This window comes from Paenibacillus baekrokdamisoli, assembly GCF_003945345.1.
Classification (GTDB): Bacteria; Bacillota; Bacilli; order Paenibacillales; family Paenibacillaceae; genus Paenibacillus_Z; species Paenibacillus_Z baekrokdamisoli.
This window is the reverse complement of the sequence record NZ_AP019308.1, coordinates 880,521-906,194: the sequence shown is the minus strand read 5'-3', so window position 1 is coordinate 906,194 and position 25,674 is coordinate 880,521. Positions and strand designations below refer to the sequence as shown.

16 protein-coding genes are annotated in these 25,674 nt (G+C 46.7%); 1 reads left to right on the top strand and 15 read right to left on the bottom strand.

Annotation, left to right across the window (positions count from 1 at the left end; genetic code table 11):
• Positions 1-3 precede the first annotated feature (3 nt).
• From EKN16_RS03850 to EKN16_RS03835, 4 genes are all read right to left on the bottom strand, one after another.
• Entirely contained in the window at positions 4-876 is an 873-nt protein-coding gene (locus EKN16_RS03850) for a carbohydrate ABC transporter permease (RefSeq protein WP_125653787.1), read from the bottom strand.
• Between the two features lie 39 nt (positions 877-915).
• Complete coding sequence (locus EKN16_RS03845) at positions 916-3,801, bottom strand: extracellular solute-binding protein (RefSeq protein ID WP_125653786.1); 2,886 nt, start codon at positions 3,799-3,801, stop codon at positions 916-918.
• 93 nt (positions 3,802-3,894) lie between these two features.
• Complete coding sequence (locus EKN16_RS03840) at positions 3,895-5,205, bottom strand: ABC transporter substrate-binding protein (protein ID WP_125653785.1); 1,311 nt, start codon at positions 5,203-5,205, stop codon at positions 3,895-3,897.
• A gap of 486 nt (positions 5,206-5,691) precedes the next feature.
• The gene (locus EKN16_RS03835) at positions 5,692-7,005 is read right to left on the bottom strand and encodes an ADP-ribosylglycohydrolase family protein (RefSeq protein WP_125653784.1); all 1,314 of its coding nucleotides are present in this window, start codon (positions 7,003-7,005) and stop codon (positions 5,692-5,694) included.
• A 192-nt stretch (positions 7,006-7,197) separates the two neighbouring features.
• Between EKN16_RS03835 and EKN16_RS03830 the strand changes: the two genes are divergently transcribed.
• On the top strand, positions 7,198-8,013 hold the full coding sequence (locus EKN16_RS03830; protein ID WP_125653783.1) for a creatininase family protein: 816 nt from the start codon (positions 7,198-7,200) through the stop codon (positions 8,011-8,013).
• Between the two features lie 72 nt (positions 8,014-8,085).
• On the opposite strand, the gene EKN16_RS03825 is transcribed toward EKN16_RS03830, so the two are convergent.
• The 11 genes from EKN16_RS03825 to EKN16_RS03780 form a co-directional block, all read right to left on the bottom strand.
• Complete coding sequence (locus EKN16_RS03825; protein ID WP_125653782.1) at positions 8,086-8,925, bottom strand: Gfo/Idh/MocA family oxidoreductase; 840 nt, start codon at positions 8,923-8,925, stop codon at positions 8,086-8,088.
• Positions 8,926-8,945: 20 nt separating this feature from the next.
• Positions 8,946-10,004, bottom strand: a complete 1,059-nt coding sequence (locus tag EKN16_RS03820) for a Gfo/Idh/MocA family protein (RefSeq protein WP_125653781.1) — start codon at positions 10,002-10,004, stop codon at positions 8,946-8,948.
• A 94-nt stretch (positions 10,005-10,098) separates the two neighbouring features.
• Positions 10,099-10,914, bottom strand: a complete 816-nt coding sequence (locus tag EKN16_RS03815) for an MBL fold metallo-hydrolase (RefSeq protein ID WP_125653780.1) — start codon at positions 10,912-10,914, stop codon at positions 10,099-10,101.
• Complete coding sequence (locus tag EKN16_RS33420; protein ID WP_260182330.1) at positions 10,911-11,042, bottom strand: hypothetical protein; 132 nt, start codon at positions 11,040-11,042, stop codon at positions 10,911-10,913. The genes EKN16_RS03815 and EKN16_RS33420 overlap by 4 nt, the downstream gene beginning before the upstream one ends.
• Before the next feature lie 239 nt (positions 11,043-11,281).
• The gene (locus EKN16_RS03810) at positions 11,282-12,853 is read right to left on the bottom strand and encodes an FAD-dependent oxidoreductase (RefSeq protein WP_125653779.1); all 1,572 of its coding nucleotides are present in this window, start codon (positions 12,851-12,853) and stop codon (positions 11,282-11,284) included.
• Positions 12,854-13,221: 368 nt separating this feature from the next.
• Entirely contained in the window at positions 13,222-14,091 is an 870-nt protein-coding gene (locus EKN16_RS03805) for a MurR/RpiR family transcriptional regulator (protein ID WP_125653778.1), read from the bottom strand.
• 141 nt (positions 14,092-14,232) lie between these two features.
• Entirely contained in the window at positions 14,233-15,579 is a 1,347-nt protein-coding gene (locus tag EKN16_RS03800) for a glycoside hydrolase family protein (RefSeq protein ID WP_125653777.1), read from the bottom strand.
• A 367-nt stretch (positions 15,580-15,946) separates the two neighbouring features.
• Positions 15,947-18,283: a LamG-like jellyroll fold domain-containing protein gene (locus EKN16_RS03795; protein ID WP_125653776.1), complete on the bottom strand. Its 2,337-nt coding sequence runs from the start codon at positions 18,281-18,283 to the stop codon at positions 15,947-15,949.
• Positions 18,284-18,410: 127 nt separating this feature from the next.
• Positions 18,411-19,502: a HupE/UreJ family protein gene (locus EKN16_RS03790; RefSeq protein WP_125653775.1), complete on the bottom strand. Its 1,092-nt coding sequence runs from the start codon at positions 19,500-19,502 to the stop codon at positions 18,411-18,413.
• Positions 19,503-19,546: 44 nt separating this feature from the next.
• Positions 19,547-22,225 (bottom strand): glycoside hydrolase family 10-like protein, encoded by a 2,679-nt coding sequence (locus EKN16_RS03785; protein WP_125653774.1) that lies wholly within the window; start codon positions 22,223-22,225, stop codon positions 19,547-19,549.
• 319 nt (positions 22,226-22,544) lie between these two features.
• On the bottom strand, positions 22,545-25,649 hold the full coding sequence (locus EKN16_RS03780; protein ID WP_232016204.1) for a glycosyl hydrolase: 3,105 nt from the start codon (positions 25,647-25,649) through the stop codon (positions 22,545-22,547).
• Positions 25,650-25,674 lie beyond the last annotated feature (25 nt).

The window sequence follows — 25,674 nt, the reverse complement described above, 5'->3', positions numbered from 1 at the left end:
CGGCTATTCACCGACTTTCTGCAGCATTTTATTAACCATGAGATTGGTTCCGAGCATAATCGCGAACAGTACAGTAGCGATTGCGGACGCGTAACCCATCTCATATCGGATTGTGCCATAATCCATTAAGTGGGTAACGATCGTATGGCCGGCATAGTTGATGCTTGGGAACCCGGCCAGCGTCACCGCCACCTCCGAAACTGCAAAAGATGCGCTAATTTGCATGACAGCTCCGAACATCAGCATAGGTTTCATGGACGGTAAGGTAATGAACCATAATTCCTGCCAGCGGTTACGGATCCCATCGATGGCGCCTGCCTCGTACAATGTTTTGTCCAAACCCTGCAGACCGGCGATAAAGGCAAGGAAACTGGTACCGAGACTTAGCCAGAGCTGGACGATAATAATGATCGGCATAATATATTTCGGATCTTTCAACCAAATAATCGGCTCCAAGATGATCCGCCATTTGATCAGGAAAGCATTGATATAACCGTAGGAGTCACCGCCGAACATTAAGGTCCACACGATGTACGCATTACCAGATAAGGCCGGTGCGTAAAAAACGAGTGTTGCGAATGACCTAAGTTTAGGGCCCAGTTCATTGATGACCCAAGCGAGAACGAAACAGATCACATAGCTGACGGGACCTGTAATTGCGGCGAATAAGAGCGTATTTTTTAGAGCGATGAGGAATACGTCATCACGAACGAACAGTCGGGCATAGTTCTGCCAGCCAAGCCAGGAGGGAAACTCCAGCATGTTGAAATTCGTGAAACTGACCACTACCGATAAGACAACAGGTACGATCGTAAAAAGGAAAAATATGAGAAAGTACGGTGCAATGAGGATGTATAGCGCCTTTTTCTTCTTCATTTCCTTCAGCTTAAGCGATAGTATAGGAAGCCCTCCCTTCTATTTGGTTGACAGATGGAATTCTTTACGTTTCAGCGTGAGTTCCTCGTTAATGATGCGAACATAGTTCTCTAACGTTTCGCGAGGATCGCTGCCTTGGTTGTAAACCTCGTAGAAGGCGTTCTGTAAATGTCTGTCCAATGAATATCCGCCAGGTACGGCAGGGACTCCTTTCACCCATTTCAACTGATCCATAATTTGCTTATAGTCTCTGGCCGCCCATGGCAGCTGCTTTAACGCTTCTAGATTGGCGGCTTCATAACGACCCGATTCCCCGAGAATCGCCTCGATTTCCCGGCCGAAGGACACCTGCGCCTCCGTATCTGTCCACCAGTCGATGAATTTCCAAGCGGCTTCTTTGTTCTTCGCATCTTTCAACATAACCGTGCCAGTAGAGGTTGACAGCTCTTCCCGGTGGATCGTACCATCCGGTCCCATGGTGCCAGGCACGGGTACGAAGCCCCACTGGCCTCTTATTTCTGGAGCGAAGATTGTCAGGAAGTTGAAAGTCGAATACATATCGATGCCGATCGGCATTTCACCTGTTCGGAATCGATTGATGAAATTGAATTCCAAAGGCAGCTTATAATTGGTATACAGCTCCGTCCACTTTCGGAAGGAAGTGACACCGGCTTTGGAGTCCAGATCAGTGGCGATACCGTCCCCTTGATAATACTGTCCGCCGTTTTGATACAGCAGCATCTGAAAAACGGGGATAGAAGACACACCGAATTCCATATTATGCTTTTGCAGCTCTGGGATCAGATGGTACATATCCTGCCATGTTTCCGGAACCTTCAAATTCAATAGCTTGAATACGTCCTTGCGATAAAACATCATCGCGAATTGTTGTTTTTCCGGTATCGCATACACACCATCTTTGAATTTGAACTGATCGAATGCACTGTCCATGAACCGTTTCTGAACCTTATCGAAATTCGGCATCTGCGATAAGTCCTGTAGAGCATTACGCATCGCAAAGTTAATCACGTCCAAGGTCTCGATGGCCACATCCGGCCCTTTCCCGGACAAAACAGCTGGCAGAACCGCCTTCCCGTCCACGAGTTTCAAATTGACTTGAATTCCCGTCTTCGGCGTGAATGAAGCATCAATCAGCGACCGGAGCAATTGGGCCTGATCACGGCCTCCCGACATCCACACGTTTATGGAATCTGTACCGTTGCCGCGAGAACCCACGCTGTTATAATCCTCCGTGAAGGAATGCCAGAATGAACCGAATTCATGCTCAAGATTGCTGAAAAATCCGGTATTTGCTTTGGGCGTTTTTACATCGGATGATTTCAAGAATAAGTAGTCGATCTCGAGCGGCTGCTGGTTTACCAAGAGCAGCCAAGCCCCTAATGCGCTTACATTATCTTTAAATTGCTTCATACGTACGGCAAGTGTTTCCGGATTATGACCGATATCATTCATCTGATAAGCGGTCGTACGCAGAACCGTCGCGTTCTCACTCTTACCGCCAATCATGCGATCCATTTGATCTGCGGCTTGATTCAGTATTTTGCCTTGGGCAAGCAATACGTTTACCAACTCCGGGATTTGTTTCTCGAGCTGATAATCGCGGAATTGGTCGGGCTTAGCACTTGTAATCATAATGACTTTCAAATACAAACTGTTCAGCATTTGAATACTCGCACGAACCTTACGGATGGCATCCGCCAACTCGCCCATTGATACTTCCAATTTGATTTGGTGCTTGCCTTTGGTCAAATAGTAGGCGTATGGGTCATCGCCGCCAGTCAGCTTGACTTGCCATTTACCGCCAAATTCGAACGGAATCGTCTCCGCTTCTTTGAATGGAAGCTTGTCGTCGATAAAGAGCTTCCTTGTGACATTGACGCCCCTTGCCAGATTCTGTTTATAACGAAGGCCCAACTGGTATAGACCGTCTTCCGGTACTTCGATATCCCAAGACAACCATTGGCCTGGAATTTTCCAATTGACTCCCCCTATTGTGTTCATCCTGATTTTGGACACGTGATAAGGCTCAGTAGCTGGGCTGGAGCGATCATTAAGCGGGTAAAGGGATGGATTCGATTTTTTGGAAGCATCCTCACCTTGAACTTTAACGAATATCGTTTTTGTATCTTTCAGGCCTTTGGTCTCGTATTGTTTTTTGGTATCCGCATAAGAAGGAATCTGCTCCGCTTGAAACAGCTGTAAATTGTCGATTACCATCGGCTCACGTAGAGAAACGAAAGTGATTCTATGTTTACCTGTTGTCATATAGAAAGAGAGCGGTTCGTTGTGATACCCTTCGGGATCTTTGATCACATCTTGCTGCCACTCCGGTTTTTCGATTTGTTTGGGTCGCAAGTCGTTGCCGTTGGCATCCTGGATAACGTTAGACTGTTCATTGCCCCATACTCGTGAAAAGGAAAGCCGCTTCGCCTCATCGAATGGGGCTTCGCCGTCAATCAACAACTCCCTTTCAATGGGGGAACTGTTGCCAGCAATGGGGAAATACCGGATTCCGATCTGATACAAGCCTTCTTCCTGTATATTCACGTCCCAATGAATCGAACCGGTCTCATCGGTTTGTACCACCGAACTGGATGCACCTTGAAAGCTATCCAATACGTTCACTTTCATCCCATCTGTGCCGGAGAACGATTTCGCATCTATGACTATGCTTGAAGCCGGATGGGGAGCGTCCGAATATCGGGCAATATACTGTTCATATCGAGGCAAAGAGTCCGCTGTCTCTGCGAAGTTGCCATCGTTATTGACTGGCTCCTGACTATGCTCCGTTTGGATTGGTTCGCCTGAAGCATGGTCTCTCGGGAAGATTACCGCTTTAGACGAGAAGACCAATAGGGCCAAGACGACAACAAAGAGCAATCTTTTATAACGCTTAATCTGCACGCGAACCTCCCCAATCTCTAATTCTTTTGATTACATAAAAAAACGAGGCCCCAGTCCAACGAGCGGGGCCTCGGGTGATACGGTCATGCTCATTTACTTTTTGTTCAAGGTTGTATCAATGTCGGATTGTGCCGTTTGTTTGATTTTCGCGAGCGCAGTTTCCGGAGCTGTCCCCTTCATGGCGATCTCGTTTTTCGCTGCGCCGTACCATGCTGCGCCGGCAATGCCCGGAACGAAGATCGGTCTTACCAACTCAGTAGCCTTGATCATGTTTTGAACGTCCTGTGGTGCAGCTACGCCTTGATCTTCGAATAGCGCTTTTCTATTCTTATCGACACGGTCCCACAGAATAAGATCCTGCCAAATCATCGCGTCCTCTTTCGGCGTTTTTACGTTCGCAGGCATGTAGTACATCGTGAAGTTTTCAACTGCGTTGAAGTAAGTGGCATTAGTCGCGCTTGGACCTTTAGGAAAAGGTACGAATCCTTGGTCATCCGTCATATCTTTACGTTCTTTCGCTTCCCAAAGCTCTCCAGTGATCATAGCGGCTTTGCCGGAGCTAAAGATTTTTTGCGATTCAGTATAATCATTGAAGTTGCCGTCTTTATTCGGAGCTGCGACTTTGCTCTTCGTATAGAGGTCTGAGAGGAACCGAAGAGCTTCAATGGATTTTTTATCGCCGCCCGTGTAATTGTATTTACCGTTCTTCTGCTCGAGGATATTTCCACCGTTGGAGGAAACAAGCAGACGAGCTAGAATGCCAGCATCGTTAGTCAAGCCCCATTGATCGATTTGACCATCGCCATTCGTATCTTTAGTCGCTTTCTTGGCGATATCCATAAACGCTTTCCAGTCCCATTTGCCTTGTTGGTACAATTTATTCGGATCCGCCAAGCCGGCTTTCTTGAATAGTGTCTTGTTATAATAAATGCCTGCGCCTAAGTTGATGTAGTCCTTAAAGCCGTACATTTTGCCATAGATGTTGCCGTAGGTGGTCATCCCTTTCGGCCATTTCTTATCCTTGAAATCAAAGAGGTCGCCGACCGGACGCAGCAGCCCTTGCTTGATGGCCGGAACGGAGAAGTAGAGGTCAAGCAGCATGACGTCCGCTACAGGCTCGCCTGCAAGACCGGCATTCGTGAGCATCTCGATGCTCTTACCCCAAGGCACTACGTTCCACTTGATTTTTACGTTATATTTCTTTTCAACCTCTTTTTGACGCTGCAGACGGAGGGAGCCTTCTTTTGTCTTGTTGGAAGGAACGTCTTCTTTTACCCAAGTCAAAATCGTAAATGTCTTGCCTTTCATGTCAATTTTCTTTTCAGCGGCGCTGCCGCTAGTTGCCGCAACCGAGAACATGAGTGTAAGAACCATAATTAGCATAAGTACTTTTGCTTTTTTCATTAAGGATAACCCTCCCGTTTAATAGATACGTTTTTTGATAGAACGAGCTTTAATGGACTGCTTGCATGATCCAACTTCGAAGCTGGGCGGAAACAATGACTTATATTTAGCCATAAACCTCTTACCCACAACACCTCCTTCAAGCTTTCCTAAACAGCTATCCCATTTACGTAACCGTTTTCAAAAATCTCTTACCAACCCAATATCTACTATTATTGTCCCTAATATAATATAGGCTTCGGAAGTAGTCAATGGGTTTTGGATAATTATTTTTTTATATTTTTAATTTCTAGAGGAAATATCCACTTTAATTTTCTTGCGAAATAGTTACAACAAAATTTTCTTGAAAAGGGTACTTGTCCCTTTATTTAATTTTTAATTATACCAGCATTTCATTCAAATTAATGGATGTTCTTTTGAAGTCCAAGTAGGATCACGCATGGAGACTCTCCATCCATCCATCCATCCATCCTTCATTGGTTATCCTCACGCTTTCCCGCCGGATGCCAAAGCTGTAGACCTGAGTGCCAGCTTGCTAATGGATTGCACGCCTTCTCCGGCGATATAGCTTTCGATCTTGTCGTGGAGAGGACGGGTCCACTTATCAGGCAAGCCCACCTCTCCATTCATAATCCCGATGACCGAGCCCGCGCTTGCCCCATTACAATCCGTATCAAGACCCAGCATGACGGCAATTGTGATCGTTTTCTCCAAATCCCGCTCCCCGTAAAGAAGCGCCAGACCGACGATTGCGGCATTGTTGATGGTATGTACTCGGTGCATATGTGCGAATCTGTCAAGTAAACGGTCTCCTGCCTTTTCCCAATCGGGCTCCTCATTTTTCACCTGTAGGATCCAGTTTAACGCCTCGTAAAGCCTCGACCGCTGGGGGATATGATCCATCCCGGCTCGAATCACATCTTCCGGCTTTTCCAAGCCGAAGGCGGCCGCATTCATAGCAGAGATGAACATCGCGCCATATATTCCGTTTGCTGTGTGGGAAAGAGCGGCATCCTGAAATGCCATTCGGGCTGCCGTCGCCGGATCATTCGGACAGATATAACCGTACAAATCAGTCCTGATCTGGGCCCCTATCCATTCTCTGTATGGGTTGTTAATAATAGCAGCCTCAGGAATTCCAACACCAGAGCATAAATTGAGATACGTCGCTCTTTCTGCGGTATAAGTCATGAACGGAGGCAAATAGGTTAGCCACATTTGCGCCATATGCTCTGTTGTGAATCCGCGGCCGAAGCTTTCCACCGTTTTAAGAGCTAGAATCGTGTAGTCCATATCGTCGTCTCTTGGCATCCCCGCAACGTTCTCAATTGTGTTTTGTTCGAATTGCACGTGCTTCCATGGCTCGAGACCCTGAGGCGGGAACCGTCCAGTAAAATAATGCTGCAGCGGATACGCCCCATACGATTCCAACATACCTCGGATTTCGCCCCGCTCCCAGCCTTCCACCGGTTTGCCCAGCAGGCAGCCTGCCGCACGACCCAACCACGCGCCTTGAATCCGATCCAAGAGAATACCGCGATCGGCTGCAATTGCTGATGGTGCGTGGAACAAGGATTCCTTCTCAATGGAAACGATATCAGAAGGCTCCACATAAGGGTATCCGTCCACCGCCCGGAAATTCAACCGGCTCTGATAGAGCTCGCTGCACTTTGCTGCCAACTCTTCTTGAGATCCAGATATCTCACGCAAATGAGCGGGAAGCGAGTCAATAACTACACCCTGATCCTCTAATTGAATAAGCTCCATCCTCAACGTTTCGGACCAATCAATGATGTTCATCCAAACAATCCCCCTTCATAGTTAATTGTGATTCGATGAGCATGATATTTTGCATATTTCCACTATTTTTTTAACTACTAACGGATTTATCTACCTTTTATATTTATACACGAACTTAGTTAGGTTATGATGATGGAGAACTTCATCTTTATGAAGAATTTTAAAAAACATTGTTAGGAGCGGATAATAACGATGCAGTGGGAAAATTTAACGACTAAACAGTTCGAGGAAGCAGTCCTATCAACAAACCGCGTCTGTGTGCTCCCGATCGGCTGCCTTGAAAAGCATGGAGACCATCTCCCGCTAGGCACAGATATGATGATTGCCAGAGCGGTAACAGAACAAGCGGCCAAGCTTGAGCCTTACGTCATATTTCCCTACTATCTCTTCGGTCAAGTGTCCGAAGTTAAACATTGGGCGGGCACCGTGGCGATAAACAGCAGCATGCAGATGATGCTTTTGAATGAAGTTGTGAAAGAAATTCGGCGCAATGGCTTCGACAAAATCATACTGGCGAACGCACACGGCGGCAATAACAACTGCTTAAGATATTTTGTGCAGACAATGCTAGATGAAAGAAGAGATTATATCGTCTATACCTACGACTTGTGGGAGCTGACCCCTGAACAGCTTCAGCATCTCGAAGACCATTTTGAGACGCCAGGGAATTACGGTCATGCGGATCATATGGAAACGTCGCAAATCTTACACATTGATCCCAATTTGGTTCAGATGGACAAGTTGAATCCGGGAGAATGGGATCCGTTGGGCAGAGGAGGATGGATGACGGAAGAGAAGCTGTCAGCCGGCATTCATTGGTACACGGAGTACCCGAATCAGATCGCCGGGGACCCCTCACTCTCTTCGGCCGAATACGGTAAAACGTACATCGAATTCTGCGCTGCCAATTTTGCCAAAGCAGTAAAGCGGGTGAAACAGGACGACACTGCACTTCAGCTTCAAAAAGAGTTCTTCGACAGATGTGACGATGTGTCCACGATTGGTTGAACGAAAAGTGGGAGTATGTCCTTCACCGCGATGGTGATGCTATACTCCCTACTTCCTTGCAATCCGTAAGTCTTATTCCGGTAGCTCCACCCATTGATAAGGTATTTGGGCCGCTTTCATCCCATATTCGATAATCGTTATGATGGCGATCGTTTCTGACTCCTCTACCGCTGGCTTGCCAGATTCAAAGAACGCAAGCATGCCTTTGATAAACGCAGTGAAGAAATCCGATTCCGCTTTAATCAGCTTGGTACTGCCCGATTCATAATTGACGGCCATGCCAAACGGGCATTCCCAGCCGAATTGACGAATCTCGGCTAATTTTCCGCCCGCAAACTGTATAAGCAAAGCCGGTGAATTCTCCGTCCCGATCCACATCAGACGCCTGGGGTCATTTCCCAACAAGGAAACGACAGGCTCAATTTGATGAATGGAATAGTTCTCGAAACGGCCGGGCCCGATACTTGCAATTGTTTCAATTCCTTGTCGGTCTGCCTCTATGTATTCCGTCGCGAAACGCAGTGCGGAACTGGAATATATAGATGTACCATGCAAACGAGCCAGATCGAACAAAGCCAAGGCTGTTTTTCTGTCGGGCGCAAAGGTTTTATCGATGTAGGTCGGTTTTCCGGAACGGAGAGGAAGCTGGGAAAGCTCCTCGTGGAATTCCGGATGGTCGGGGGACAACACGATCAGATAATCGCTCTTTTCGACTACTTCTTCGATCGAACTGAGCAGTTCAATGTCCTTTTTCGCGCACCATTCGGCATTCGATACGCCACTTGGTGAGTCTATCTTGCCATATGCATAGATGACCTTGCACTGTCCACCAGACGCTTCTTCAATCCATCCCGGATATTTCTCCGCATGCCATTCATCGAGAAAATAATCGATAAAACCTATTTTTTTCATCCGCAGCTTCCCCAGTCCATTCAAAGTTTGATTTCAGAACTGCCTTCAGACGAGTCATAGATCGCTTGCATGATTTGGGAGGAAATAATGACCGTATCGATGTGGGACGGCAATTTCTCCCCGGTTTTTATACATTTTATAAAGGCATCGATCTCATTTTGAAACATATCCGTTGTGTTAAATTTCGGAGTTGTTTCCAGCAAGGCGCCGTTCTGGGCACTATACAGCTTGAATTCGGATCCATATTGGAGGCGGATCCCCGCTTTGTCACCTAGGAAATCGATATACATTTCTTCGACCCCAATATTCTGTGCCCAAGCACCGTTCAAGGTGATCGTTGGGCCTTCTGTACGGATCATCGCAGTCACAAAATCGTCGACGTCATAGGTTCCTTCATAGTTAGGCGGCCCCGCCCACATGCTCAAGTAGGAATAGTTCTGCATATCGCGTCCCAATTTGCTGTATACCTGCCCAGTCACTGTATTCGGATGCGGATCTCCCGTACAGTACATTACGATGTCGAGGAAGTGGACACCCCAGTCAATCAAGGCACCGCCGCCAGAGATTTCTTTCGTGGTGAATGCACCGCCAAGGCCTGGGATGGAGCGCTGGGAACGGAAGCTGACATAGATATGATAAACCTCTCCCAGCTCGCCGTTTTCAATCATTTTTTTAATGATGTTGACACCGGTGTTGAAGCGATTAACAACGCCGATATTAAGCACTTTGCCGGTTTCGTGCTGTACTTTCTGCATCTCTAACGCTTCGGCATACGTCCTGGCAGCAGGTTTTTCGCAGAGAACGTTTTTACCCGCACGCAAAAAATCAATGGCGAGAATAGAATGAGCATTGTTCGGCGCGCAAATTGACACGGCTTCGACCTCTGGGTCATTCAGAATCTCGTGATAATCCGCGATAGCCGTTCCGCATTCATAGTCTTTTACGGCCTTCTCGGCTTTTCCTAGGTCAATGTCGCAGAAATATTTAATCTCCGCATCGGGGTTCTTTAAGTAAGCAGGGATATGCGAGGCATTTGCAATGGTACCGCAACCGATTACGGCGACTTTCATCTTGGTCATATTTGCACCTCCAACATTTTTTATACGCTTTCATAATAACACCAAAAGAAATTAATATCCATAATTATTATTTATTTAGGATATTATATTTATATTAGTTCAAATACAGCATCATCCCGTCATAGGCAACGATAATATCTTCCGGATCGAATATCGCCCTCAACTCATCATGCAGAAGACCGATGTTGTGGGAAAAATGAGTAACTACCGTTTTACCCTCTGGGCGGAGTATGCCCTCCTCTTGCATGCGATTACGGATGGCCAGTACAGCCTCTATATTCAGATGGCTTCCGGTAAACGGAAGATTGCCATTGGTGCAGTCAAGGATCGCCAGGTCTAGCTTATGGTTCGTCAGCCAGACCCATGTCTCTTCAGGCAGGAGGCCCGTGTCATGTCCGTAAAAAATACTTTTACCGTCTTTCTCCATATAAAAGAGGAGACAGGTCTCATCAGGGTCATGGTTGGCAGGCAGAGCCGTAACGAGTGCAGTGCCCGTATCCACAGTCTCAAACGGCTGAATCCGCTGAATTATTAAACGCTCGGCGTCGGGACGGCCAACCGCTTCCCGGCACTTGCGCACCACAGCATCATGTCCGTATACGCGAAGTGGATGATCCAATCCATGCGCGTATACCGGCAGTCTCATCTCAAGATCCTCCGCCCTCAGATGATCCGAATGGGTGTGAGTCACGAACAGGTCCTTCACCAACCCAAGATCGATGTGATCCCGAAGGACATGATGCAGTGTGTCTGGCGGAAAATCAATTTTGAGCGTATCGTCAATAATGGCTGAGCTCCGAGTCCGAATGTTCTTGCCCCCAAGTTCTCTGGCCTTAGCGCAATATGGGCAGCGGCAGAACATGGCAGGCCATCCTTCCGCGGCAGCCGTACCTAAGAAGTGAATCTTCATGCTTGATTCCGGTACCGCTGAATAAATTGCACGGCCTTCCTGATATCCTTTTCCGGGTGGGTCCCAACCTCGCGTTCAGGTAAACGAAAGCTGTCAACAATAACCCCGATTTTGTTTGTCAGTTTCAAAGCAACCTCTCCTATCTAATAAGTACTTGAATAATTCGAAGCATGGTACGCAGAAGCCCGCTGCGCAGACGGATCATTCGAAGCCCGCTGCGCGGACGGATCATTCTTACGATCGCTGTTGTCTCCCTATTTCTTGATTCTATCCCTTAGGGGTAGAAATAAGGGGACAAAGGCGAACGCTAGCGCTTCTTCAGAACGATTCCGTCCGCTTCGCTAGGTACTTCGTGATGGCAAGCTCCCTACCCTAATACTTCATCTGGCCAGTGCGTTTGAATGCCTTCCCGATCCAGCAATTCCAAAAACGAATTTAAGTGATGCGGTTCACCACGCACCTCATGAGGAGTGATTCCATGTATGACGGCATAGGCAGCTAAATATCCAGCAGATTCACCGATATTCCATTCCGTCGGCTGTAGGCGGTAGCATCCGTTAGCGATTTGGGTCGTACCAATGTTTTTGCAAGCGGGAAGCACATTTTTAACTCGAATCGGCAGTAATGCGCCAAGCGGAATTTCGTATGGATAACTGGGGATGTAGCACATTCGGTTGGTGCGGGTCGTGGGGTGGAGATCCAAATGGTAGCTGCCGACTCCGACGCTGTCCTCGTACTTGCGAATTCCCAAGTCTCCGCGTATTTCCCGGCTTACATCGTTTTCCGTGACGGTATGAACGGCTTTGATCCGTCTCGACTCCCTGATATACGGATGTTTGGCCAATCCGTCTTCCGTCCCCAAAATATCCTTACGCAGCCGGATCCCAGGATAACCCTTGCCTCCATCAGGACGAGGCGCCTCCGTCTGCAGCCAATATACAAGTGAAAGACTAAGCTGCCTGGCACCTTTCAAATGCTTCAATCGTTCTTCCTCCGGAACCTCATAAACCGGACCTAGGAAATAATCATTTTGACTCCAATTGACCAAAGTGACATCGCTTTCATAAAATCCGGGGGCATATAACGACGCATCTATAATTCTCCGGTAAGTCCATAGGGGCATCGACTCGACCCCATCGGGCATAAAGACGATTTCTCTCATCTGATCCACGCCATTAACATCTGGAATGAACCAGCTTAGCAGTGCATGCCGAGAAAAGCTGGGTACAAAGGAACACCAAAACTCATACTGCTCCGGTTTATCAATGGTACAATCTTGACCTTCCGCGTAATCGAGAGCAAAAACATGCGTAATCGATTGAATATCAAGCGGATCCGCGACATCCGGGGCGTGTGGTTCTCCAGTCTCGCTGCGCGCTTCGGCTCCTGTTACATATTCAATACCAGCGAGAGGCAGCAAATCACCGCATTCGGTCGCGTCCAAGAAGTAGGCTGCCGAGAGTGTCTGATGTAATCCAGTTCCATCACGAAGGACCGTAACCGATTTCACGAAGTCTCCATCCGTCTCAGCCTTCACCAGGCGACAGCCCAGGTAAATTGTAATACGGCCGTTGCTCATATAAGGAGCCAACATATCTTCTATCACCCGAAGCGCGACCTTCGGTTCATGACAGAGTCGACTGACCCATCCGTTGCCGGGATTCAGTCTTTCGTTGTGGAATGGATCTTCCCTTAAAGGATAGTTTTCCTTGTAATAGAGGCGTACACGTTCGCGGAACTCCCGATACGTACTGGTGCAGCCGAAGCTTTCGATCCATTGATGCTCATCCGGAGGAACCGCTTGAGAAGTCAATTGACCACCGATCCAGTCCGTTTCTTCTGTGAGAATGACCTTAAGTCCACTTTTGGCGACAGCTAAGGCGGCCATGCAGCCACCCAGTCCTCCACCCAACACCACAATATCTGCACTTGTTCTCATATCGATTCCTTTCTAATGCAGAGATTAACGCGCTATTATCGTATCATGTTATAAATTTTTTCTCCACTAAAATTTTATATAAAAAAGAAACATTCCGCTTTATTCAACAGTCATTTTGGGTAAGAAGAAACGGCTGACGCCGTCCTCTGGCGGCGATAGCAAGTTTCTTCCACAAAAATATCAGAAAAGGATGGGCGAATTTTATACTTTCTGATATTTCAAGAAGGAACGGCTAACGCCGTCCTTGGCGGCGAAGCAAGTTTCTTCCCTCTGAAAAATAAGCAAAGGTTGGAGAAAACTTTTACTTTCTTATTTTTCAAAAAAAAGAAGGGAAGATCCAATGACCTTCCCTTCCAGCGTTATATAATTTAGTAAAGCTTATCGGCCACCGAGATCGCCGTTATTTCGAGCGATTCCTTCGCTGACTCTTTTTTCATACAGAGTAGAGTAGTCAAAATATTAAGCAGATGAATCTGCGTATATTTAGTGGACAAAGCCCCGCCGTCAATAGGCATTTCCTTAGATGGCATTAGAAGCACCGTATCAGCGTGAGCGGCAATTGGGGAACGAAGGTGACTCGTTAAACAGATAACATCTGCCCCGTTTTTTTTGGCTTGTCGGACTGGGTCGACCAAATCTCGGGTACTCCCCGACGTCGAGATGCCGAATACCAAGTCTCCCTTCTTCACCAGTGAAGCGGACATCGCAATGATATGCGCGTCACGATGGGCTTCTACGTTCATCCCGATCCGCATTAATCTGTAATGCAAATCCAACGCTGTAATGCCAGAGGAACCTACTCCATAAACGTATATCTTATTGGCAGCGATGATTTTGTCCACTGCGTCTTGAAGATTGTCCGCGTTGATCAGATCCAGTGTGTTTTTCAGCAGCATCTCGTGTTTAATTGTCACTTTACGAGCGATGGTCATTAAATCATCTTCTTCTTCAATGTCTACGTTCGACATCGACTGCGGCCGATCAACTAAGTCCTGCGCAACCGACAGCTTGAATTCGTGAAAGCCGCGAAAGCCGAGCTTCCGTGAGAAACGGATGACCGAAGTTTCTCCTACCCCTGCTTGTTCAGATAAATCTGTGACGGTGGCCAGCACCGCTTCTTCCGGATTGTTCCGGACGACATCCGCTACTTTCTTCTCCGCTTTCGAAAGGGAAGAGTAAATGCTCGATATCATAAGTAATGTGTTTGATTTGTTTAGTTTCGAACCTACTCTAGGCATAACTACTACCTCGTCTCGTCAATTTTCTTAGTAATAGCATAGTTGATAACTTTGAGATTGACAAGTTGCTCATAATTGAATAATTATTTTCTTTAAGTAGAAAAAAGGAATACTCCACCATTAATAATCCAAAACCGCGTATTAACTATCGATCTGAATCCATGTACCAAAAGGTGACTCATGGACACCTGCATCCGGGTACAACCATAAATCAGGCGTATCGTGAATGGCGCTGAATTCGACGAGAAAGCCATGATCTGGAAACGAATCCGAGTGTAGGATCAACCTATTGCCATCCACCTCTACTGCTCTAAGATGAACAGAGATGATCGCTTTGGCGTCCCGGAATTTGATCTTGTCACTTGTTGATTTGACGCTTTCTAGCGAAATGCGTTTGTTGAAAGAAATGATGAGCTCCGTTGCGGTTGCCTTATATGCTTTCACAGGAACCGGGAGATCTTCATACATATAGCCTCCGATATGATACTCATAAGCTGTAAAGGTGCTGTATCCCAATTGTTTGACGTTGTCCTTGAACGCATTCCACCATTCTCTACCTTTAACCATCGATCTGGCAGATCCAATATCCGCTTGCACGCCCAATGGCAAATCAGGATGCATGGATCGTATTTCCTCCACAAAAGGCGCATATTTGCACACATAATCGGCAGGCAGGTCGCCCCTCCCCCAATCAGGCCAATGGGTCTGAAGGTAATGGAGATCCGGCTTTACTTGCGAAATCATGGATGAAGCCAGCAGCCCCTGCGTTTCTCTGAGACGCAGCAGTGAATCTTCCCCGTCATCCACCGCCAGAGACCATGTCGCCACCTTGATGCCTGGCCGAACATCCCGAACTCCTCCAAGTCCGTTCATCATTTCATCAATAAAACCGTTAACCGCATCCACACGGAATTGGATCCACTTTTCGTAAACATCCGGAACTTTCTTATAGTGTCGAGGCGAAGCTTCGTCTTCAAAATCAGGCATATCTTCTCCGTACGCCGAATAGAACGCTTTCGCGGCATGCGGTCCAACATCGCCATACACGCCTCTTTCCACGCCTCCCCATTCGGGAAAATAAGGTTCGGCTATTTCAATCCCGTCGAATGGATACCTGGTTACAAGCTCGGCCATCGCTTTCTTTTTCCAATTTCGGTATCCTTCACTGAAATGAGAGAATCTCCAGAAGCCGTCTTCCACCGGCCGCAGCACCCCCATCTGCCACTCTGGCCATTCCTCCGGGAACCTTTCTGTAGAGAAGGAGCCATTACCGATGACCATGGCCCATACGAACATTCCTCTGGCATGGAAAGCATCAATAACTTCTCGATTGACAATATTCTCATTCACAACAAAATAATGCACGACATCGTATCCAGCCAGTTGAATTTCTTCCGCTATACTTTCTGGAGAGCGATCTTGATAGTAAGGAAACGACGGGTCCACTTGTATGCTAGGTCCGTAGAGACCATTGGCTCTTGCTTGCATGCTTTGACCAATCCTTTCAACTAATATAGTCCTTTTTTCGGCTCAACATTAACATAAGTGCTTGAGTAACATTGTGCGTAGAAGGCCGCTGCGCGGACGGATCATTCTTACGATCGCTGTTGTCTCCCTATTTCTCGATTCTATCCCTTAGGGGTAGAAATCGGGAGACAAAGGCGAACGCTTTCGCTTCTTCAGAACGATTCCGTCCGCTTCGCTGGGTTAGTCGCGTTGACAAGCACTGAAGCACTGAAGCACTGAAGAAGTGATACAGTTAATAGTTCATCAGTGTAGAATCAGCACGAAAAAATAAAAGAAAAGCCCTCTATCTGCCTACTACCGGCAGGCAAGAAAGAAGGCTCTCTTAGATTTACTTCTGCAGCCCCGCGAACAGAGCGGCTACCTGATCTTTATTCAGCGCTTTGGAATAAACCTTAACGAAACCTATTTTGCCAATCATATTGCTTCTTGCGCCGTCATCTTTCTCTGGATCTGCGCCAATGGTCAGATCAACGATGTCACCGGCGCTGCTAATCTTACCCTTCATCGACTTGCTGTCGACTTTGGCGCCATTCAAATACATGATCAGATCATGTCCGTCGTATGTTGCGACAACGGTATACACCGTTTTGGCTTTGAGTTCCGGAGTAATCGTAATGACGTATTGCGAATCCGTATCGCCCTTCACATAGAACCAGGCTTCCAACTTCTTAGTAGCCGGATTAAATTCGAATCCGTAATCAGATGACTGATTTTTGGCCACTGGATCCTGGACGCTTTCCATATTATCGAGAGAAAACTGGGTAGCGAGCGTTACCGTATCGGGACGGAGTCCGGCGTTATCCTTGATCCGGACATAAGATTTGCCGTCCAGAACGAGGACATTCTTCCCGAATGACGGATCGAATTGAACCAAAGGATTACCTACCGCAATTCCGTTATTCTTGGCCTGAGAGCTGTCCTCAGTTGCCGAAGTGTCAAACCGATAGTTGACGAGATCAGCTGTCACTTGATTCTTCAGCTGCTGCTGCAGGCAGCCGACTTGTTCTTGAGTCAAAGCTTTGCTGTACACTTGCACGAGGCCGACTTTACCGGTCATATTGCTTCTGGCACCATCTTCAGGCTCCGGATCTACACCGATCGCCAAATCGACGATGGTTCCGCCATTGCTGAGTTTGCCTTTGAAAGGCTGAGTATCGACTTTAACTCCGTCCTGATACATCACCAGCTCTTTGCCGTCATAGGTAGCCACTGTAGTGTAAACCGTTTTCGCCTTCAACGGAGGCGTCATCGCGATGACATATTTGGATTCCTTATCACCCTTCACATAGAACCAAGCTTCAAGCTGCTTGGTAGCCGGATTGAATTCAAATCCGTAATCAGAGTTTTGATTCTTCGCGAATATATCCTGTGTGCCTTCCAATGTATCCAGAGAGTACTGAGCTGTCAAAGTTAGTGCTTCCGGACGTAGACCCGCGTTATCCTTGATTCTGACATAGGATTTGCCGTCCAATACGAGGACGTTCTTTCCAAATGCCTGATCATACTGTACAGTAGGCGTTCCTACAGAGATCCCGTTGTTTTTGCCCGGTGAACTGTCTTCGATCGCAGATTTCTCGAAGCGGTAATCAACAAGATCAGCCTTCACTGGAGCAATGCATGCTAGAGGCTCTGGCTCTGACGGCTGGTTAGGATTCTTTTTACCCTTATACGGGAAGTTGAGTGTATAGGTCTGTTTATACCATTGCTTCTTGTTAAAATCACGCGCCTTGATGACGACTTTGTTCTTATATACCTGTACATAGAGACCGTCGCTGTTCATACCGCCCGTAGGTCGGTCCTTGTCGTTATAAGGATCACGCACACTTCCAGAGTTCGACATGGAGAATTCATATTGAACGGTTTGTTTCGCAATTCCAGGCGACCAATGCGTATGACCAGAGAAATAAACAACCTGCGGATATTGCGCCAGAATTTCCGTCAATTGCTTATATTGGATAACGGAACGTGTGTTTTCTGGTGCCGACATGTCCGTACCCGCAACGGTATATCCGATCGGCTGATGCAGGAACAAGAAAATCGGCTTGTTGGCGGAAGCTTTTTCTTTCAGCTTGCTCTTCAGCCAGTCCAGCTGCGTTTGCGACAGAAAAGCATCTTCTCCATTGGTCGGGTCGGACTGTCGGTATTTCTCCGAACCCAAGAAAATGAAATGATGATCGTTGATCCATTGATCGTAATAAAGTTTTTGCATACCGGTTTTCTTCAAATATCGGTCAATCGACATTTTTTCCGTTTCCCCGTTCGGGAATGAGTCTGGGCTGTTGCTCCCTGTTTTTGGATCCAGCCAGGCTTTGTAAAACTCATGGTTTCCGATCGTGTAAAACACTTTTTTGGGATGGGGAGCGGATTTCAACACCTTTTGCATCAGATCATAATCTTCGTTTCGTCCAAAAGTTGTCAAATCGCCATTGATGATGAGTGCGTCGGATTTCGAATTGATTTTGTTGAGATCTTTCAAAGCGTCCGAGAATTTCTTTTCGGAGATGTAATCGTTTTGCATCATATGAATGTCGCTGATTACCGGGAAGCTTATCAGCGGCTTTTCTGCCGCCTCCGCCGTGTTGCCTTGACCGGATCGAAAGCTTGTCGGCAGAAGCAATGTAGCGGACAGAGCTGCAATTAATGAAAGCTTCATCAATTTTTGCATGTTTTTCCCCTATTCTATGATTTATTGGTTTTTTGGTATTGCGTAAAATATATTCCAGATGAATGCACTAATTCCTTCTTATAATAAATATTTTTTTCTTTTAATACATATAAAATGAATTTTCCCTCTAAATAATACGAGTAACAAACCAGTAAATCCCGATAACGCCGATTATTAAGGATGCATATCGTTGTGAAACAGTCCCCCAGGTCTGTTTCCTAGCATAAAGAAGTAATGGAGTTAGACAAGCTACGACGGCCAATTGACCGGCTTCTATGCCTATGTTGAAAGTGAGCAGTGACAGGATCTCTTGACCCTTCGGCAAACCAATCTCCTTCAAGATGCCAGCAAAACCGAAACCGTGGACTAATCCGAATACAAAAGTGAGAAGGGCACGAAAGCGCACCGCTCGTTTTGCCACCACATTTTCAATGGCCACATAAACGATTGTCAAGGCGATCAATGCTTCCACCAGTCTCGATATGGGCACTACCACACCGGTCGCCGCAAGAATCAGCGTGATGCTATGGGCGATAGTAAAGGAGCTTACAAGAAGTAGAATTCGACGCCACTTAGCCGCGACTAACAGCAGGGCAAACAGAAACAACAAGTGATCGTATCCGGTCAAGATGTGGTGGACGCCAAGCGAAATGAACGATTTCGCGGTTTGCCATGAGCTTGGAGCCTGGCCGGAAAAGCGATAAGACCAATCCTTGTTAGAGGCATTAAGCACAAACTCCTGCGTGCTTCCATCCTCCAATCGAAGCGTTCCGATGTTATTGTGGGCAGGAGCTTTCTCAAAAAATAAATTGTAGTGGATTGCCGTTTCATCGATCGGTTCTTCGGCCGAATAGGTGAGCTCCAGCTTGACAATATTGGGGTTGGGCATCGAGCTTCTTGCCAAATGCAGCGGCAGCTTTGAACCGTTGTTTGTTACTGTTAATCCCTTCTCCACAAACGGAAGGATCACCGGCGTAACTGACCCTTCCAGCTCTCGCGCGTCCAGCTTCCCATCCCCATTCGTATCGATCTTTCCTGGAATTTCAAGCGCTGTAAGCGTATCGAACCGAAGCGTAACGCTCAGTACTTTCTCCTTGGAGGATACCTCTGTAAAAATGAATGTGCCAGAGTGAGCCTCAGCTGCGGCAGGTAATAAGAATGACATTCCCAAGCAAAGAACGATTAAGCTTGCCGTGAGTTTGGGCAGGATGTTTTTCATGGAAGCCTCCTTCGGGGTGAACAATAGAACAATGGAACAATGGCTTACTTCGTTTTGCTATTGGTTTTCGAGAGATAAATATCCATGATTTTAATAGACCTTTGGAGATCGGGAATGATACGATTCTTCACTTCCGCATCAATAGATGGATGATTTCTGATTGTCGAGCCCAATTGCATGACGTACGTTCTCAAAGGCAAAACAAGGCTGCGATTAAGCAATTTTTGTTTATCCCATTTTTTCAATTCGTCCAAAAGCCCTCGGGTAATTTCGTCCGCATCACTTTGACTTATTCCGTTTAAGGGTACATAAATCTCGTTCGTTTTGCGGGTGATTTCTTCAAGCAGCATAAATAACGGTTTCGTGGTCACATAATCCGGCATTATAGCTTCATTGCGATAAACACCGATTGTCAGCTCATGATCATAGCCAGATTCGAATAGAGACTCGTACTCGAACAAAGCTGCACCGGATGCCCCTAGCCGATAAGCTGTATCAACTTGATCGACGATAACGGACTTGGGGAGATTCATGTTCATGGCAATACTTGAAGTGACAAACCCGTGGTTTTTCATCAAAGCCAAGGAATTGTTCACATCGGTTTCCAGCAGAGCCGCATCCGGTACATAGGACATCTGGAAGATGTTATCCATATAATTATTATCCGTCCAGTTTTTCGCCTCCTGCAGTACATTTTGCGGGGAACCGACGTAATCGGGCCAAACGGCCGCCGTAAGCTTCATACCAGGACGGAGCGGAACGATTTCTTTGGCAACCTTGCCTACAAAACTATTAATAATATCAATACGGAACCGGGTCCATTCCTCCCACAATTTATCTCCCGGATACAAATCGATCGGATCCACCTTGTACTTTTTCTCGAATAAGCTTCGGGTGTAAGGGTCGTAAGAGAAATCATTCGTGAAATCTCCAGACTCCGGATAGCGAGCAAAGTCCAGATGCAGCCCTGAAAGATCGTATTTCTGAACCAGCTCTTTATACAATGAAAGAACGAATTTCCTAACCTCCGGCAAGGCTGGGTTAAAGAAGTAATGTCTGAAACGATCACTGCCCATACTGTAATGTCTTCCGCTTCTGCTAAGCATCGTCCAATCCGGGTGGTCATCATAAATCGGACTAGTGTGGCCTTGACCGACGTAGAAGTTCTGTACCCATGCGTGGATTTCAATGCCCCGTTTCTTTCCTTCCTCTATATAGGCCTTAAGTACGTCAAAGCCTTCGTAGATCGGGTTCAATTCCGTTTCTTTCATAGTCGTCGGATAGATCGTAAAGCCATCCCACCAGGTTTCCAGATAGATCGAATTGATATGCAGCGCCGCAATCTTGTCCATATGCGCCCTGACCTGCTCGATGTTCGTTTCCGTAGGCCTTCTCCATAGACCGCGCGTCTCCACTTTTCTCGATTCATAATTCATGAATAAGGCGTCGCTTGCCTGTTGATCCAAGTCAGCAAGCAGAGAAAGGAGACCGGAATAATCGACACTCTCTAATTTCGCATGAGCCTTTTCGAACAATGTTTGGGCGGATGCTATCTTATTCTCTATTTCAGTGTAGGGAACATCCAAGAAATGCTCCTTCGAGAATTTGAGCCCTAGTTTCGCGTTTTCCAGTTCAATTTGAGCCTTATTTAAATAAGATTCTGGAGTGAAAACCACAATAATCTTCTTATGGATCTGATCGATTCTAACTGTAGATCCGATGCTTACATTCGCCGCCAGCCAGTTCGCCGTCGTTCCGACACCTGAAATGACAAATCCGCCTTCTGGAATTAAGCTGTTGTTGCCCCCATTTCGAACGACGGTTCCTTTAGCGTCGACGATCACTTCATTGCCCCAAGAATTAGTTCCAGTTCTTTCATCGATCATGCGATTATAAATGATCATTTTATCCGCTTCCCTGGTTGAGGGATTGACATCGTCAAATCCAGTTTGAACGGTCTTGTAAGTCAGCCCTTCTTCCTCCTGGCTGAACACGACTTTTACAGGGCTGCCCACCTTTACTTTGCCGTCCAACAGCTTGAAATACTTACTGGAGGTATGGATGGAGAGCACATAACCATGCGCAGGAATGGTGGAATTATTATCGACCAAGGCATTGTTTGGAGTCGGATTCGATAAGGAAACGACGTGAGTTACTAGGTCGTTCTCTACCGTGATCTCCATTCCCCAAGGATTAGTCTGGGTAGAAGCTCCAAAACCCGGCTGATATAAAACCACTTCGCTCTCACCGCGGACTCCATTCAATCGATCGATACCAATTGTCACCCCCTCGATTTCGGCATAGTTGGGCGGAAGGTAGACTTCGTTTAAACCAACAGGCTGCAGCGATTGTCCAATTTCGAGTGCACCAAGTGCCTCCGCTGCCGGTGCAGATACTACGAACCCTTTTGCCGGAATGTAGGTCCCATTCTGACCTTTCATGTTCTTCACAACGACGATTTCTCCGGAAACAATATATTCAACCGTCCCTGAATCGAATGGTTTAGTTCTCTCTCCATATTTGCGTGTATAAACGGCTGTTTGATCCGTCGTTCTGTCTTTATTAAACACATCGACCTTATTCGCTGTGCCATCCTCCAGCTTCAAAGACGGGAAGGCCGCAGCTGGTTCTTCCTTCGCTTGCAATTGACCAGAGGGCAGGATGATGCTCGCCAATAATAGTATGATTAGGAATCTTGGAAACCGAATTCTGGGCCGTTTCATATGAAGCTAACCCCCCTAGGTTTTTTCTGAATTTTTAAAAGTGAGAAATGCTTTGGTCTTAATAGTATTCATTTGGCGGGTTCTTCATCCTCTCCCTCATTTACCATATTTTAATAATTCCAGATCAATCAAATCATAAATTAGCTCATCTAAAAGATCAATAGATATTTTCTTTAAAATTATTTATTTAAACGGATATAATCTTCAAATTAAAGCCATTACGGATTCTATCTGTATTTGTAACTATCAACGCTGTCCAACCAAACTCAAACAGCGCGCACCGAATGAGAATCGGCACGCGCTGGCAGCATAGCTTTTTTCAGGTTAAAAATAGATTGATAGGACTTAACAATCCATAAGGTCTGACTACGTAATTCGGCTCAACTCTAGCACCTTCACGATAGAAATAAGTCCAATCGACCCACACGTTATGAGTTCCCTTCTGATGAAAAGGTCCGAATAGGTTGCGCGGGCTCCCCATGACTTCAACGTCAATCCGATTGCTTCCTTCGGATATCCATGGAGTCAAATCAACCTTATTCGCTTCACGCCAAGGAACATGAGCTGAGGTGACACCGTTCACGCGAACTTCCATCGTTATGGCCTCATAGGTTCCGAACTCCATCAGAACACTTGGTGCTGCAACACCTGGTTGATAGGCATACGTATAATCGAAGTGGTATACTATGCTTCCAGAATAATGGAAATATCCTTGTAAGCACCAGTCACCCATGTGGAGTACTTCTGGCTCTTTGACAATGCTTCGATTAACATCAACGCCGAAGTCTCCGATAATGTAGCAATCTTCCCATTCAAATTTGGATTCATATGCACAGGTAATGACTAACTCATTCGTACCTTTATTCAGCTGCGGAAGCTTCATTTTCTTAAAGCTCTTATCGATATACCAGCCCGCAATTTCAACAGCGACAGGAACACCGTTTAAGCACACTTCATATTGTTCGGCCTGCTCAAGAACTAGAAATACATCCGTAATAGGAACCGCATTAACTTGGAATATATAACGCAATCCAATCGGCTGTCCGTTATCCGGATGAGCTTCATCTACCCACTTGTACCTTTGCGGAAGCCCATTGTAGTGAACTTGGCGCATATTTAACGCTTCCCTCACACACATTTGTGCTTGCCATACGAACATGGGCTCCGACCAATTCTCATCCCTCATTCGATAGGAGCATACATCCAATAGCAAGGCATTGGGCATAGTCCGGGTAAAAGCACAGGCTGGGCCGAGCGTAGCGTCAGCTAACCGGAATAGGTGTGACTGCGAGGAGGAAAATCTATTTTCAGAAAGTCTCGGCTGAAATCCCTTATGAATAACATATAGCTTGGAGCCTGCCGGACCAAAATCTGCCACGAATCTCATATGATCACCGCTAACCTCAATCCCGAGCTCCTTCGTCTCTCCTGTTAACGTATCCCATTCTTCCAATCGCCCCATGTGCGCCAACATAATCTCTACTTCTTGACCCTTATCCCGATCATTATTAACAACGAATAATGCGTAACAATCAGGCATTTCTTTCAAATAATACAGAAACTCCGGTGCTTCCCCCGACGTTCTGCTGCGAATACCAACCTGGCGAGGCAATGCATCCTCAAGCGTTGAGCATAGTTCTGCTTCATCTACTACAATCCGTATTCCTGCATGCGAATATAAGGTTTGGACTTCGTCCGATAGCTCGCCATCCACCATCGTAATCTCTTGCCCTACTGCTATAATTGTGCCGCCCTCATCCATGAATTCAAGCAACAGCTTAAGCGTACTTCCAAGCAGTGTATGCAGCCGCGGAAGCACGACGACCTGATAGCCAGCAAAATTTACGAAAAACTTACCTTCTGTTACATGCCCTTTCTCCTCAATGATCGTCTCATCACCGAAATCAAAATCATAGTGAAAGGCGAGTATCGATCGAATGATGCTATTTATTCCATCCTCATATCGGTTAGCCCTGAGCAGATTAGGATCCTCCCAACCTTTATACTCATAAGGATCACAACCAATCATGGCCCATATTGTTGAGGACGGATGGATCACAAGCACATCACGAACGGCTTCACCTTGCGTCATGACAGCAGCAATTCGTGCGAAATAGTCCTCCGTCACGTGATTGTATTTCCACCAGCTCGTATTGTAGTTAAACACCGGTGGAAAATCCCGTTTGCGGCATCCCTTCAGACTGTATAGCGATAAGTGCTGACAGCGTACATTAACTCCTAAGGCAAATTGCCAATCGCCCACCCATTTCTGGCCTTCGAATGTGAAATCCCATCCGCAGCAGCCGTACATCTCGGATAATACGAATGGCCGGCGATATTGATTAGCCACACTTGTACATTGCTTTACCGTCATAAATTCATCCGCCTGCTCACCTAGCAGATCGATGCCCGGAACCTGCTGATAGCGATAATGAGGCATAATGGCACCGCTTACTCTCGTCCCGATTCCTAAATTATGCTCAATTAAATAATGCCCCGTATACGCAATTCCATTATCCTCGCACCACTGGCCCAACTGCTCCGAGTATGCTGCACAGAACCGTTCCGTAATCGTTCTCCAGTAATTGTGCCTCGCTTTCGCCGAATGTTCCCCATGGAAGAACAAATAAGGTAGTAGAGCTTCCAAGCTAGACCCTCTTCGCTCCTGAAAATATTCCGCAAAGCCATCCGTCCATGGGAGCCACGGCTTCGTATACAGAGAATGAAAATCCGCGATGCTCGGTTCATCGGTGAATATGCCCGGAACGGTCTGACCGAATTCTTCGCCTATAACTGCCTTATAATGCTCATGTGTACCTTCGATAAAAGCTGCGACAGCATTCGGATTCAGATTATCCACCGGCGCCTCATCATTAAACCACTCGCAGGGTCCTGAAATTTCTTTGCGACAGATAAGCCACACCTCACTGTCTAATAAGAGATCAGGCTCTGTTGTATCAACCTGGCGGCAAGTGAGAAGGGTATCACCTTCGACTGAAGCGACAAACAAGCCGATTATGTCTGAGGTATCCTTAGGTTCATCTCTCGTTACCTCCATCGTTATCGCTTTAGAACGATAGGCATCTCCTCCGAGTCTTGGTACCGATCCACCTGCTCCTCCTGATGGAAAGCGGTCCTCATCGTACAGCCATGCCTTCATCCCTGTTGCTTTGGCTTCGGCAACAGCTGCTTGAATGCATGCCATCCATTCCTCGCCCATATATTCGGATTCGAGTCCCTCACGGGAATGCATAAAGAACCCGCCCATTCCTTGCTTGCTCATTTCCTGTATTTGCGCTTTGACTTCATCTACCGACATCCGGTCGTTCCATGCCCAGAAGGGGACCGACCTGTAAGCTGTAGACGGCTGTACAAACTCTTCCAGCAAACGATTTGCCGCGGCATTTATTCCTGCTTGTTGCAATATAAACCCCTCCATATTGGTAAAT

Coding starts and splice junctions, on each gene's coding strand:
- EKN16_RS03850 (WP_125653787.1), bottom strand. CDS start 876: ATGAAGAAGAAAAAGGCGCTATACATCCTCATTGCACCGTACTTTCTC.
- EKN16_RS03840 (WP_125653785.1), bottom strand. CDS start 5,205: ATGAAAAAAGCAAAAGTACTTATGCTAATTATGGTTCTTACACTCATG.
- EKN16_RS03835 (WP_125653784.1), bottom strand. CDS start 7,005: ATGAACATCATTGATTGGTCCGAAACGTTGAGGATGGAGCTTATTCAA.
- EKN16_RS03830 (WP_125653783.1), top strand. CDS start 7,198: ATGCAGTGGGAAAATTTAACGACTAAACAGTTCGAGGAAGCAGTCCTA.
- EKN16_RS03825 (WP_125653782.1), bottom strand. CDS start 8,925: ATGAAAAAAATAGGTTTTATCGATTATTTTCTCGATGAATGGCATGCG.
- EKN16_RS03820 (WP_125653781.1), bottom strand. CDS start 10,004: ATGACCAAGATGAAAGTCGCCGTAATCGGTTGCGGTACCATTGCAAAT.
- EKN16_RS03815 (WP_125653780.1), bottom strand. CDS start 10,914: ATGAAGATTCACTTCTTAGGTACGGCTGCCGCGGAAGGATGGCCTGCC.
- EKN16_RS03810 (WP_125653779.1), bottom strand. CDS start 12,853: ATGAGAACAAGTGCAGATATTGTGGTGTTGGGTGGAGGACTGGGTGGC.
- EKN16_RS03805 (WP_125653778.1), bottom strand. CDS start 14,091: ATGCCTAGAGTAGGTTCGAAACTAAACAAATCAAACACATTACTTATG.
- EKN16_RS03800 (WP_125653777.1), bottom strand. CDS start 15,579: ATGCAAGCAAGAGCCAATGGTCTCTACGGACCTAGCATACAAGTGGAC.
- EKN16_RS03795 (WP_125653776.1), bottom strand. CDS start 18,283: ATGCAAAAATTGATGAAGCTTTCATTAATTGCAGCTCTGTCCGCTACA.
- EKN16_RS03790 (WP_125653775.1), bottom strand. CDS start 19,502: ATGAAAAACATCCTGCCCAAACTCACGGCAAGCTTAATCGTTCTTTGC.
- EKN16_RS03785 (WP_125653774.1), bottom strand. CDS start 22,225: ATGAAACGGCCCAGAATTCGGTTTCCAAGATTCCTAATCATACTATTA.